The sequence below is a fragment of the Kineococcus terrestris genome (assembly GCF_041020755.1).
GTDB classification, from domain to species: domain Bacteria; phylum Actinomycetota; class Actinomycetes; order Actinomycetales; family Kineococcaceae; genus Kineococcus; species Kineococcus terrestris.
Window position 1 is genome coordinate 224601 of record NZ_JBEUEI010000001.1, and the last position, 12694, is coordinate 237294.

General features: G+C 74.0%; 11 protein-coding genes. 7 read left to right on the forward strand and 4 right to left on the reverse strand.

Features of this window, described 5'->3' with window-relative positions; all coding sequences use genetic code 11:
- Positions 1-67 precede the first annotated feature (67 nt).
- From AB8M62_RS01000 to AB8M62_RS01020, 5 genes are all read left to right on the forward strand, one after another.
- On the forward strand, positions 68-853 hold the full coding sequence (locus AB8M62_RS01000; protein ID WP_373694824.1) for a carbohydrate ABC transporter permease: 786 nt from the start codon (positions 68-70) through the stop codon (positions 851-853).
- Entirely contained in the window at positions 850-2892 is a 2043-nt protein-coding gene (locus AB8M62_RS01005; protein ID WP_369068348.1) for an alpha-galactosidase, read from the forward strand. The genes AB8M62_RS01000 and AB8M62_RS01005 overlap by 4 nt, the downstream gene beginning before the upstream one ends.
- Positions 2889-3701 (forward strand): hypothetical protein, encoded by an 813-nt coding sequence (locus tag AB8M62_RS01010; RefSeq protein WP_369068349.1) that lies wholly within the window; start codon positions 2889-2891, stop codon positions 3699-3701. Before AB8M62_RS01005 ends, AB8M62_RS01010 begins: the two co-directional genes overlap by 4 nt.
- A gap of 226 nt (positions 3702-3927) precedes the next feature.
- Entirely contained in the window at positions 3928-4473 is a 546-nt protein-coding gene (locus AB8M62_RS01015; RefSeq protein ID WP_369068350.1) for a helix-turn-helix domain-containing protein, read from the forward strand.
- The gene (locus AB8M62_RS01020; RefSeq protein WP_369068351.1) at positions 4470-5018 is read left to right on the forward strand and encodes a DUF6036 family nucleotidyltransferase; all 549 of its coding nucleotides are present in this window, start codon (positions 4470-4472) and stop codon (positions 5016-5018) included. The genes AB8M62_RS01015 and AB8M62_RS01020 overlap by 4 nt, the downstream gene beginning before the upstream one ends.
- Positions 5019-5305: 287 nt before the next feature.
- Here AB8M62_RS01020 and AB8M62_RS01025 read toward each other — a convergent pair whose 3' ends face one another.
- On the reverse strand, positions 5306-5611 hold the full coding sequence (locus tag AB8M62_RS01025) for a nucleoside triphosphate pyrophosphohydrolase (protein ID WP_369068352.1): 306 nt from the start codon (positions 5609-5611) through the stop codon (positions 5306-5308).
- Between the two features lie 26 nt (positions 5612-5637).
- Between AB8M62_RS01025 and AB8M62_RS01030 the strand changes: the two genes are divergently transcribed.
- Positions 5638-6639 (forward strand): HNH endonuclease, encoded by a 1002-nt coding sequence (locus AB8M62_RS01030; RefSeq protein ID WP_369068353.1) that lies wholly within the window; start codon positions 5638-5640, stop codon positions 6637-6639.
- A gap of 436 nt (positions 6640-7075) precedes the next feature.
- Here AB8M62_RS01030 and AB8M62_RS01035 read toward each other — a convergent pair whose 3' ends face one another.
- Positions 7076-8311, reverse strand: a complete 1236-nt coding sequence (locus AB8M62_RS01035; RefSeq protein ID WP_369068354.1) for a Fic family protein — start codon at positions 8309-8311, stop codon at positions 7076-7078.
- Between the two features lie 185 nt (positions 8312-8496).
- Here AB8M62_RS01035 and AB8M62_RS01040 point away from each other — a divergent pair, with 185 nt between their 5' ends.
- Positions 8497-8934 carry a hypothetical protein gene (locus tag AB8M62_RS01040; RefSeq protein WP_369068355.1) on the forward strand — a complete coding sequence of 146 codons (438 nt, stop codon included), beginning with the start codon at positions 8497-8499 and terminating at the stop codon, positions 8932-8934.
- Between the two features lie 30 nt (positions 8935-8964).
- Here the strand turns inward: AB8M62_RS01040 and AB8M62_RS01045 are convergent, their stop codons facing one another.
- Both AB8M62_RS01045 and AB8M62_RS01050 read right to left on the reverse strand, forming a co-directional pair.
- Positions 8965-11073: a nuclease-related domain-containing DEAD/DEAH box helicase gene (locus AB8M62_RS01045; protein ID WP_369068356.1), complete on the reverse strand. Its 2109-nt coding sequence runs from the start codon at positions 11071-11073 to the stop codon at positions 8965-8967.
- The gene (locus AB8M62_RS01050) at positions 11070-12659 is read right to left on the reverse strand and encodes a hypothetical protein (protein WP_369068358.1); all 1590 of its coding nucleotides are present in this window, start codon (positions 12657-12659) and stop codon (positions 11070-11072) included. Before AB8M62_RS01050 ends, AB8M62_RS01045 begins: the two co-directional genes overlap by 4 nt.
- Between the last annotated feature and the right edge of the window lie 35 nt (positions 12660-12694).

Here is a 12694-nt window from a genome sequence, read left to right on the forward strand (position 1 = left end):
CACGGCCGCGACGCCGCAGGAGTGGCGCAAGCCGCGGCGGGCCCGCTCGCCGTGGCTGCACGTGCTCATGGTGCCGCTGACCCTGCTGTGGCTGAGCCCGGTCGTCTACGTGGGGCTCATCGCGTTCCGCTCCTTCGACGACATCGCCGCGCGCGGGCTGGCGGCGATGCCCGCCTCCTTCACCCTCGACGGGTTCGCGACGGCGTTCAGCGGCGGCGGGCTGGTGCGGGCGCTGGGCAACAGCGTCGCCGTGACCGCGTGCGCGGTGCTGGCCTCGCTGGTGCTGTCCTCGTGGGCGGCGTACTCCCTGAGCCGCTTCGCCATCCCCGGCCGCAAGACGATCCTGCTGGCGATGCTGGCCGGCAACCTGTTGCCCCCGCAGATCCTGCTGGTGCCGGTGGCGCGGATCAGCGAGTCCCTCGGCATCGCCGACACCCTCTTCGCGCTCGTGGCGGTGCAGGTGGGCTTCGGCATCGGCTTCTACACCTTCGTGCTGCACGGCTTCATGCGCGGGCTGCCGGAGGAGCTGTTCGAGGCGGCGCGCCTGGACGGGGCGGGCGCGGGGCGCATCTACTGGCGGATCGTCCTGCCGCTGAGCCGCCCGGCGATGGCGGCGCTGGCGGCCCTCGCCACGACGTGGATCTTCAACGACCTCATCTGGGCGCTGACGGTGCTGCGCTCGGAGTCCAAGTTCCCGATCACGGCGGCGCTGCTGAACCTCATGGGCGGCTACTCCAGCGCCTGGAACGTCATCGCGGCGGCCTCCCTCGTGGCGGCGGTCCCCACCGCCATCGTGTTCTTCCTCTTCCAGAAGCAGTTCGTCTCCGGGCTGCTCGTGGGCTCGAACAAGTGAGCGGCCCGTGGACGCTGCCGACCCGCTCCGGTGAGCACGTCGTCGCGCCCGCCCCGGACGGGGCGGGCCTGGTGCGCGTGCACTGGGGCGCCCGCGGCGGCGCCCAGCCGGCCCGCGCGCCGCGGCGCGCGTCGTTCGAGACGCCGCTGGACCTGCTGCCGCTGGAGGCCACCGCGCTGGGCACCCGCGCGGCGCACGCCGCCGAGCTCGTGGTGCGCCGCGCCGACGGGCTGCGCGGGGCCCGGCTGCGCCCCGCCGGCGATCCGGTGCTGACGGTGGACGGGGACGCGCACGAGCTGCGCGCACCGTTCACCGACGAGCTGGCCGGGCTGGACGTGGAGCTGGTGCTGCGCAGCAGCACGGCGCACGACGTCGTCACCAAGCACGCGGTCGTCCGCAACCGCTCCGAGCACGCGGTGGAGCTGCTGCGCTGCTGGGGCGGCGCGTTCACCCCGCCCGTGGGGCCGGGCGCGCACGTCGGGACGCTGACCGGGGCGTGGTCGCGGGAGTTCACCGGGGCCGTCGTGGACCTGCCCGTGGGGACGTTCAGCCTCGGCAGCCGGCAGGGCATCACCTCGCACAGCGCCTCCCCCGTCGTCACCGTCCGCGCCCGCGACGGCCGGGACGCCGGCACGTACGCGGTGGCGCTGGCGTGGAGCGGGTCGTGGCGGCTGCAGGTGGAGGCCGTGCCGTTCACCGACCACGTGCGGGTGGCCGGCGGCCCCGACGACGAGTCCGGCGTGGTGACGCTGCCGCCGGGCGGGTCGGTGACCACCCCGGAGCTGGCGGGGCTGTGGGTGCGCGGCGGGCCGGACGAGGCCGCCCAGGCCTGGCACGCCTACCAGCGCACCCTGGCCCGCTCCACCGGCCCGGAGCACCGGCCGGTGGTGGCGAACTCCTGGTACGCCACCGGCTTCGACGTGCGGGTGGAGCACCAGCTCGCGCTGGTCGACGTCGCCGCCGACCTGGGCGCGGAGGTGTTCGTCGTCGACGACGGCTGGTTCCGCGGCCGCACCTCCGACCGCGCCGGGCTCGGCGACTGGGACGTCGACGGGGCGAAGTTCCCCGACGGGCTGGAGCCGCTGATCGCGGGTGTGCGCGAGCGGGGTCTGCGCTTCGGGCTGTGGGTGGAGCCGGAGGCGGTGAACGAGGACAGCGACCTGCACCGCGCCCACCCCGACTGGGTGCACCGCGTCCCGGGCCGGGACCCGGTGCGGCTGCGCCACCAGCTCCTGCTCGACCTGGGCCGGCCGGAGGTGGAGGCGTGGGTGCTGGCGACGCTGCGCCGCCTGCTCGGCCGGTACGAGGTCAGCTACCTGAAGTGGGACATGAACCGCGCCGTCACCGACGGCGGCGCCGCCGTGCCCGGCGGGGACGACTGGTCGTGGCGGCACACGCAGGCGTACCACCGGGTGCTGGACGCGCTGCGCGCCGAGTTCCCGCACGTGACGGTGGAGGCGTGCGCGGGCGGCGGCGGCCGGATCGACCTGGCGGTGCTGGCCCGCACCGACGTGGTGTGGCCCAGCGACGAGACCGGCCCGCGCGACCGGCTGGCCGTGCAGCACGGCTTCCTGTCCGCGTACCCGGCGTGGGTGATGAGCTCCTGGGTGACCGACGAGCCCGACGTGCTGGACCGCGAGCCGGTCAGCCTCGACTTCCGGTGCGTCGTGGCGATGGCCGGGGTCATGGGCCTGGGCGGGGACCTGCTGCGGTGGAACCCCGAGCAGCGGGGGCGGGTGCGCGAGCTGGTCGCGCTGCACCGGTCGGTGCGGCACGTCCTGCACGGCGGCGTGGTGCGCCGGCACGGCACCCCGTCGGAGGTGGCCTACGCGGTGCAGTACACGGACGCGGCGACGGTGGTCGTGCTGGCGTGGGCGCGACCGGGCCGCCCCGCCGCCTGGCGGGTGCCGCTGGGCGACCTGCCCGCCGGTTCCCTGCTGCGTGCGCGCTCCGACGGTTCCACGGTCCGGGCGGAGGACGGGCTGGCGGTGACGTGGTCGCGCGGCGACTGCGACGTCGTGGTACTGGACCGCGTGTGAGCGGGTGGCGGCCGCGCTCGCTGGTCGTGGAGACCGACGACGCCCGCGGCGGGCGGTGGACGTCGCTGCGCACGCCCGAGCGGGAGTGGCTGTGGCGAAACCCCGCCGTGCCCGCAGCGGCGCGCGCCGCCGTGCGGCCCGGTGACGCGTTCGTCGACGCGGGTGGGGTGGAGGAGTGCTTCCCCACCCTGCGCGGGGCGCCCGACCACGGCGACGTGTGGTCGCGGGCGTGGACCCCCGTCGGGCCGGGGTGCACGTCGGTGCGGACGGGTTCGCTGTCGCTGCGACGGACCTTGTCAGTGGAGGACAGGGCCGTGGTCGCGACCTACGACGTGTCCGGCCCGCCCGGCGCGCGCGTGCTGCACGCCGTGCACGCCCTCCTCGACCTCTCCCCCGCCGCCCGCCTCGTCGTGCCCGGCGCGCCGGCCGTGACGGTCCTCGACCAGCCGGTGCCCGGCGAGTTCGTACGCACCACCTGGCCGGACGGCGCCGGTGTCCCGCTCGACGTCCTCGGCCCCGACGACGGCACCGCCCGCTGCACCGTCGTCGCCACCGACCGCGTCGACGTGCTCGACGGTGCCGACCGGCTGTCCCTGCGGTGGCGGGTAGTGCGCGGCGGCGCGCCGGTGTCGCTCGTGGTGTGGCGCAACCTCCGCGGGTGGCCGGAGGCAGCGCCCTACAGGTCCGTGGGCGTCGAGCCGCTGCTCGGCGCGGCCGCGGACCTGGCGACCGCGGGCGCCGGGGAGACCGGTCAGCTCGACGCCGACCTCACCTGGCAGCTGACGCTCGTCGCCCACCACGAGGCCTGACAGCCAGCCTGCACGCACCGCTCGACACTCCGCTCCAGCGCTCTCGGACGACGGCGTGTCCCCTCACCCCTGCAGGCTCCCTGTCAGCCCCCTCCCTCGCCCCGTGGTGATCATGGATGGTTGAAAGCCTGTACCCACGCACCGCTCTCAGGGTGGGTATCCACCACAGACACAACCAGTCAGTGCGGACGTTGTGTTTTTAGCGTTTGCTACGTAATCTAGCGGCGTGCGCGCCGCCGTCTTCGACGACACCCGATCCTCGGTCAGCGAGGAGTGGCTGACCACCGGCGAGGCCGCGCGCCTCCTCGGGGTCTCGCGCCAGCACGTCGTGAACCTGTGCGAGCGCGGCGATCTGCCCCACACGACGACGGGCGTGCACCGCCGGGTGCGCCGCGCCGACCTGGAGGCGCTGCGCGCCACGTCCGCACGGATGAGCCGGGACCAGCGCCGCAGCCTGTGGCTGGGGCACGCAGTCGCCGGCCACCTGGTCACCGATCCGGAGACCACGATCGCCCGGGCGCGCGCCAACCTGGCGCTGCTGCGCGAGCGCCACCCGCGCGGGCAGGTGGCGAAGTGGCTGGCGGAGTGGGCCGACCTTCTCGACGGACCCGTCGAGGGCGTCCTGACGGCCCTGACCTCCCCGTCCCCGCGGGCGCGGGAGCTGCGTCAGAACTCCCCGTTCGCCGCCGTGCTGTCCGAAGAGGAGCGTCGGCGCGTGCGTGAGGCCTTCGCCCAGCGCTCCTCGGCGTCCTCGCCGTGGGGCGCGGCGTGAAGCGCGCGCACCTGGCGCACATCCTGCGCGCGGCGAGCCAGATCGCCCACGACCCTGACGTGGTGGTGATCGGCTCGCAGTCGATCCTGGGGTCCTTCGACGAGGACGACCTGCCCGACCCGGTGATCGGTTCCGTCGAAGCAGACGTGACCTTCTGGGACGATCCCGACGACCGCAAGTCCGACGCGGTGGACGGCGCGATCGGCGAGGACAGCCCCTTCCACCAGATGAACGGCTACTACGCCCAGGGCGTGTCCGTGAGCACCGCCGTCCTGCCCGAGGGGTGGCGCGAGCGGGTCGTCGTCTGGGAGAGCCGTTCGAGCGAGCCGGAACGAGCGCACTGCCTGGAGGCGCACGACCTGGCGGTCGCCAAGCTCGTCGCGGCGCGGATGAAGGACTACGAGTTCGTCTCCGCGCTCATCGAGGTCGGGCTGGTCTCGTGCGACACCTTGCGGGAGCGGGCCGCGCTGCTGCCACCGCCGGGGTCGCGCACGACGCGGGTGCTCCGCTGGATCGACGGGCACGACCGGCGGGCGCAGGCGTGAAGACGTGGAGGCCGGCGGTCCCCCGGACGATCCGCCCGTCTCGGGCGGTGGAGGCCATCGTCACTGCGCGATGCGCTTGATCCAGGATCTTCACGAAGCTGCGCGGAGCCTCCTACCACGGTGTCATGGAGAGAGACGCCGGCTCGTAGGGGCTGGCCGAGGGCACGGTGACCACTGCAGCAGTCAGCTGTACGGAAAATCGGTCACTTCGAGACCTGCATCATCCGCGCGCTCCAGGCGTGCTGTGAGCTGCCGATGACCTCACGGTGCTCTCACTCCTCGTCCGCTCAGCCGTCGAGCCAGATCCGCCCCTCGAAGCCGCCGCGCTCTGCACGCTTCGCCGCGGCGAGCGCCGCGACGTCCTCGATCGAGGCGCCCGACAGAGCGGCGACGGCGACCAGCACCTCGTAGACGTCGGCGGCCTCGGCGAGCCGCTCCTGCGCCGTGGTCGCGGAGCGCAGCTCCTGCGCCTCCTCGACGGCCTTGTCCAGCAGGGCCGGCGGGTACTCGTCCTCGCCGAGGAGGCGGACCGCGGGGTCGCGGCCGCTCGCACGGATGATCTCGGGGATGCGGTCCCGCACGAGCTTGCCCACGTGGCTGCGGCCTCCGGTCGTCGTCGATGAGCGGCGCCTCGTTCTACCGGGCCGAGCCGAGCGCGGCCACCTCGTGGCGGATGGCCGTCCTCATGGGCGACAACAGCCGCACCTACAAGTTCGCGCTGGCCGCGGCGCTGCTGGCGGAGGCCCGCGCCGGCCGCGACGAGGTGCCCGTCGAAGACCTGGCGACCCGGTACGTGCGGGAGCTCGCCGGGCGCTCTCCCGATGTCAGCCAGGCGTCGGCCAGAACGCTGTCCGGGCCGACGGACTTCGTCAACGTGGTGCGCGAGGAGCGGGAGGCGCTGCTGGAGGACCGCGGCCCCTCGGACCGTCTGCACGGCATGGCGGTGCAGAACATCGTCACGATGCCGATGAAGCACTTCCACAACGCCCAGGGCGGGGTGGCGCACCGCTTCTTCGAGGTGGAGGGCGTGCGGGGCCTGCGGGTCGTGCGCCTGACCCCGGCGATGCTGGAGGTGGTCTTCGCCACGGACGCCCTCGAGGGTGAGCTGGCGTCGCGGTGGTCGATCGTGGAGTCCGCGTTCGCCGCGGGTGTCAGCAGCCGGTCGGTGGGCCTGTACCCGTCGGCGGACGGCACCGAGCTGTTCATGCCGCACCGGCGTGCGGCGGTGGCGTCCTCCCTGCCAGCCCTGCGCGGGTTCCAGCACGGTCGCTGCTTCTACTGCCACGCGCTCCTGAGCCCTGAGCCCGGGGCCGCGCACGTCGACCACGTCTTCCCCTGGTCGCTGATGAACCGGCTGCAGCTGCGCGACCTGGACCTGAACGGCCTGTGGAACCTGGTCGCCGCCTGCGCCGCGTGCAACCTCGGCAAGTCCGACCGGTTGCCCGGGGAGGCGGACCTCGAGGCGCTCGTCGCGCGCAACGAGGCGGTCCTGGCATCGCCCGAACCGCTCAAGGTGGGGTTGCGCGCGAGCATGGAAGCGGCGTCGACGGGGTCCTCAGGCTCGCCTGCGCGGCGACGGCAGCTGGTGCGGGACGTGGCGCGGAGGATGTCGGGAGGCTGATCTCGGGCACCGGGTCTCTCACAACCCTTGCTCGACCGCCAGGTTGTGCCATGCGCTCGCTCGGCGTGGCGGGAGCCGCAGGAGCCCTCGAGGTCAGTCTTCAACGGGTCCGGCAGCGCACTGCCGACAGCAGCCTGGGCGAGCAGGAGGTGAACGTGGTCCTCCACGCGGTGGACCTGCCGGTGCCCGCCCAGCCACCGGTGGCCTCACCGCTCCTGCCGGCGGCCGACCTGGCCGAGCATGGGGCACCGCGGGAGGGAGCGAGAGCCGTCGACGTCCTGCGCGAGGCCTCACTGGTGATGATGGCGCTGCCGAGGATGGTGACGTCGCGACTTCTCGACCCCGGCGCTCCTGCTTGTGATTCCCGGCTCGGTAAATCACAAGCAATCGTCTGCGGAGCGCCACTGCTTGCAATTTACGACGAAGCGCAGCTCGATCACCGGGGTCGTCGCGGCACCGGCCGCGCCGGCGGCTCGACTGCCGTGTCGCCCGCCGGTGACGCGAGGGACCGTTCGAAGCCGGTGATGAGGTCGATGAGCCCGTCGACCTCGAAGGCGCGGTTGCGCCGCCCGGCGGTGGTCTGCCGCAGGACGCCCGCGGTGTGCAGGCGGTCGACGGCCTCGTTGACGGCCTGGGCGGAGCGTCCGGTGAGCCGCACCAGCTGCGTGACGGTGAGGACCGGCGCCTGCGGGAGCACCTCGTCGATCAGCTGGGCGGTCGTGGAGCCGGCGCGGACGGCGCCGACCGCGTCGCGCCACCGCTGCCGCACCTCAGCGAGGCCGGTGGTGAGCCCGGCGACGCGCTCGCAGGCCTCCGTCGTCGCGGCCGCGAAGACGGCGAGCCAGTCGGCGAGGCCGTCGGCCCGGTAGGCGGTGAGGCCGGCGACGTAGTCGGCGCTGCGGGTGGCCAGCACCAGGCTGATCGGCGGCACGTGCCGCGGGCTGAGGCCGCGGCGGGTGAGGATGACGTGGATGAGCGCGCGGCCGGTACGGCCGTTGCCGTCGGCGAAGGGGTGAATGGTCTCGAACTGCGCGTGGGCGATCGCCGCCTGCACGAGCGGGGAGTGCCAGTCCGACTCCAGGTAGGCGGCCAGGTCGTCGAGCAGCGCCGGAACCTCGCCGGGCGGCGGGGGCACGAAGTCCGCGCGGCAGGGGTTGTAGCTGGACCCGCCGATCCAGTTCTGCTGGTCGCGCACCTGGCCCGCCCAGGAGGCGTCGCGGGTACCGCCCAGCAGGGCGCGGTGGATGTCGAGGATGCCGCCGACGCCCACGCGGGGCCGGCGGGCGACGTCGTCGACGGCGGCGCGCATCGCGTCGATGTTGCCGAGGACCTCCGCGGCGCCCTCGTCGGGCGAGGAGCCGTCCGCGGCACGTGCCGCGTCGGCGCGCGCCAGCCGACGGCCACCGATCTCCAGTCCCTCGATGCGGGAGGAGGCGACCGCCTCGGCGCGCAGCAGCAGCCGGGCGATCGCCTCACAACCGCGGAAGGCTGTCGAGTTGAGGCGCTGCACGGCGCGCTCGGCGTCGGAGACGTCGGCGATCACGTCGGCGGGCAGGAGCACCTCCCGTCCCACGAGGGTGTCGGGCACGAAGGCGTCGTAGCGGCAGGGCTGCCGGTGCCGCCGCGGCAGCCCCACCACGTCGGCCGGGTCAGGGCTCCAGACGGCGCTCATCAGGCGGACCATGTCAGCATCATAATCAAGGTTGAGCAAGAACCTTGATTATGACCACTTCCTCGTCAGCTGCGCCGGGAAGGCTGGCGCCGCGATGCATCGGAGGTCCGATGACGGACACGGACGGTAGCCTCCTCAGCACTGTCTGGAGGAGGTCCGTAGTGGCGGCTGAGTGGATCGCTCCGGTGTCGACCGTCGTCATCGGCATCGCAGGCCTGGCGTTCGCGCACCTGGCCAACAAGCGCGGCCGGGAGCACGCCGAGCATCTCGCGCGGCTGACCCTGCGTGCGGCCGACCGGACGCGGATGGTCAAATTCTCCACACAGGTCGTCGAGCGCGACCGGCGGGTGCAGCGGGCATCGTCGGAGTGGACGCTCGACCCGACGGCGGACAAGAAGGCGGCGTTCCAGCGCGCGCTGGACGACTTCAGCCTGGTGGTGGCGCAGTGCCGCCTGGTCGCGCCTGGGGAAGCCGAGGAAGCGGCCCTCACCTTCGAGGACACGTACCGCAAGCACATCGCCAAGCGACGCCCCAGGATCGAGCGGGGGAACGCCGAGTTCCAGCTGAAGCCGCTCATCGCTGCTCTGCGCGCCTCGCTGGAGCACGACGCCGCGACGACGTGACCGCGGCTTCGGATCCGGAGCGGCGATTCGTCACGGATTCAGCCGTCCCAGCCACAACCTGTCTCGCGCCCGCGTCATCCCGACGAACAACTCCCGCCGGTGCAGCGCGCACCGGTCGCGGTGGGCCTCGTCCGACTCCCCCGCCCGCCGCGGTGGCGGCTGCTCCTGAGCACCGGACAGGAACACCGCCCGGAACTCCAGCCCCTTCGACCGCTTGATGGTGCCGACCTTGACGGCGTCGACGGGCCGGCCGGCGTAGTCCTCCAGCGGCACGACGGGCAGGCGGCTGCGGCGCAGGACCCCGGCGAGCCGGTTGGCCTCCTTGGTCGTGGTGGCGAGGACGGCGCAGTCGCTGAGCGCCACCCCGTCGTCGGGAGCGCGTTCCAGGGCTGAGGTCAGCGCCGCGTCCAGGCTCCGCGGGTCCGCCGCGTCGACGCGGACCACCACGCCGCCGGCGCGCGCGGTGTCGACGTCGCGCTGCCCGATCTGCAGGTCGTCGTCGAGGTCGCTGAACTCGTCGGCGGAGATGACGTCGAAGGCCGCCTGCAGGACGTCGCGGGCGTTGCGGTAGTTGGTGCGCAGGACGGTCGAGCGCCCGCGGACGTTGACACCGGCCTCGGACAGGGTGAACCCGCCGGGGTACACGGACTGCTGCCCGTCACCGATGAGGGTGAGCGCGTCCGGGCCGTCGCCGGCGAGGGCGTGCAGCAGCTGCACGCCGACGCGGCTGAGGTCCTGCACCTCGTCGACGACGACGGCGGAGAACGGCGGGTCGAGCGGGCGTCGACGGACCTCGTCGAGGGCGAGGAGGAGCAGGTCGTCGAAGTCGCGGACGCCCGCCTCCCGCAGGAACACCGTGTACGCGACGTACAGCTCCCAGACCGCTTCCCGCTGCGCCGCGTCGAGCCGGGTGGAGCGCCCGACGCGCCGCAGGGATCGGTACTGCTCGAACTCGGTGAGGCCCCGCCCCTTGATGACCTTGCAGACCTCGTCCTTCCAGTAGCCGACGCCTTCGATGTCCCCGAGCTTGTCGCGCCCCACGGCCATCCAGGCCCGCGAGAAGCAAGTGTCGGCGCGCGTGCCGTCGACGCCGGCCGCGACACCCCGGTCGGCGAGGAAGGTCGACGCCCACCGGTGCAGCCCGGTGAAGACGACCTTCCCGGCGTGCTCGGGGGCGAGCCGGGCGAAGAGGCCCTCCAGGACGGTCGGCAAGGTCCGGACGAAGGAGACGACGAGGACCTGCCCCGGCCGCCGGGCGGCGAGGTACGCGGCGCGGTGCAGGCCGATCACGGTCTTCCCCGTTCCCGCCGGTCCGCGCAGGCGCGCCGGTCCGTTGCGGCTCTGCCGGACCACCTTGACCTGCGCGGGGTGCAGGAACGTCATCCACTCCTCGACGGAGGTGCTGTACGCGCGGTCGAGGAGGGACTGCTCGACGTCCTGCAGCGTCGGTAGGGCGAGCTGCTCCCCCTGCGCTGCGGTCTCGGGCAGCGGGACGACGACGGGCAGCTGCGGCGGGTCCTCCACCGCGCCGGGATCCTCGTAGGGTGCGAAGTCCCGGTCGAGGACGTCGGCCACCTCGCGCACCTGCTGGGCGGTGAGCGCACCGCCCAGCCGGTTGACCCACGGCACGACGTCCTGCTCACCGAGGACGACGACCCGCCCGATGCGCGCCTGCATGCTGCGGCCGGCGAAGACGAGGACGGGCACGACCTGGCTGGGCGCGAGGCCGACGTCGGCGGTGCTCTCCTCCACCAGGTCCGCGATCCGCAGGAGCTTGTCGACGTCGTCCTGAGCGTCGTCCTGACCGCGCTGCAGGCGACCGCCGACGACCTCCGGCTCCGCCCAGTTCTTGACGTCCACGACGAGGACCCCGCCGGGGCCGACGTGCAGGAGGTCGACGTTGGCGGCGCGGGTGCCGGGCCACTTGCGGTCGGCGAGGGTGCGCCAGCCGAGGGACTCCATGGCGGCGAGGAGGCGGAAGACGCGCTGCTCGGAGACGCCTGCGGCGCGGTGGCGGCGGTACTGGCGCTGCGCGTCCTCCAGCAGTCGCGCGTACTCGGCGGCCTCGGCCTTCGCGCGGCGGGCGAGCCGCAGCTGCGAGGCGCCGGCCGGCTCGGTGGTGCTGACGACGGCGGTCACGGGTGCAGGTCGTGCACGCCGACGTGGTGGACGACGAACCGCGCCGGCTCGCTCTGGTGGGCGAAGTAGATCCGCCCGCACTCGTTCGGCTTCTTGGCGTCGCCGAGCTTGACGTGCGGGACGCCGTCGAGCTGCCGCCCCTCGAACTCGAAGCGCGCTCGCCCAGACCGCTTGAGGGCCAGGTCGGTCATCGCCACGTCGAGGCCGGCGGTCTCGCGGCACCAGTCGCCGAGCCGGGCGGTGATGGTCCCCTGCGCATCGGCGAAGGCGACGGCGGCGCGGGCAAGGTCGACGAGCGCCTGCCGCATGAGGTGCGGGTGGGCGTACCCGGACTTGCGCCACGTGCGGGCCACGTCGGCGGTGAACCGCAGCCGCCCGCCGCTGCGCTGCTCGAGGAAGTCCAGCAGCGGGCCGGCGTTGGAGGGGTCCAGCGCCGGAGCGTCGTCCCAGTCGGGCAGCGCCTCCTCGGCGGGGCGCGTCCACGCCGGCCGGGTGAGGGCCTCGCTCAGGGCGGCGACCTCGGCCTCGAGGCGCTGCACCTCCCCCACCCACTCCTCGACCTCCTGCTCGGCCGCCGCGGCCTGCGCGCGCAGCGCGGCCAGCTCGGCGTGCTCGTCACCGGCGGCCCCGGCGGAGGTGACGCGGGCGGCCAGCTCGGCGCGCGCGAGCGCCCGCGCGGCCCGCTCGACGCGCCGGAACGGCACGTCGACACCTCGGGCGACGACCGACAGCGGCGCCAGCGTGCGCACGAGCTCGTCGAGCAGCACCGCCGTCGGCTCCCGCTCGAGCCGACCCAGGTCCAGGATCGGGTGCCGGGACGACGCCGCGTCCGGCCACACGAGCCGCGCCTGCCCGGGCGTCAGGGCCAGACCCGCCCACTGCTGGGCGAGCGCCTGCCGGGCACCCGCGGACCGCACGCACACGACGGTCGCCAGACCGGGCAGCTCGAGCGCAGCCGCGTCGGCGAAGGCCGCGTGGTCGACGTGGGACGGCGCGACGAGCAGCACCGGCAGCCGCTCCTGCCGAGCCAACGACTCGACGAGCACCTGCACCTCTGCGGGAGTGGTGACGTCGCTGCGGGTGCCGTCGACCGGGTGCCCGTAGGCGACGACGTCCAGCGCCGGGTCCTCGACGACGCGGCGGACGACGGCGGGCCGGCGAAGGAACGACAGTGGCGCAGGCGCGATCCAGCCGCCCAGCGACTCCCGCCCGGTGACGACCCGCAGCGTCGCCGCCTCGCGGGTGTCGTCGTGGGCGATCGTCACGCCGGTCACGTGGACGGCGTGGGCGCCGGGGATGGGCGCGCGCAGGTCGACGCGCACCGCCGCGCTGGACGGTGTTCGGACCCGGTGCCACGACAGCTGCCGCGGTCCCTCCGCCACCGTCCACGACGCGTCGGCGGGCGGCAGGCCCCTCCGGCGCAGCTCGCACGCGCCGTCGGCCGGCACAGCGGTGAGGTCGGGGATGTCGAGGTGGCCGAACTCCAGCCACTCCTGCACATGCCGCAAGAGGGCGTCGAAGACGCTCCGACCGTCGGGCAGGTCGCACCCGCGGACGTCGAAGTCGACGATGTACTGGACCTGCACCACACACCTCCCGCCGCATCGGAGCACCTGCTCGA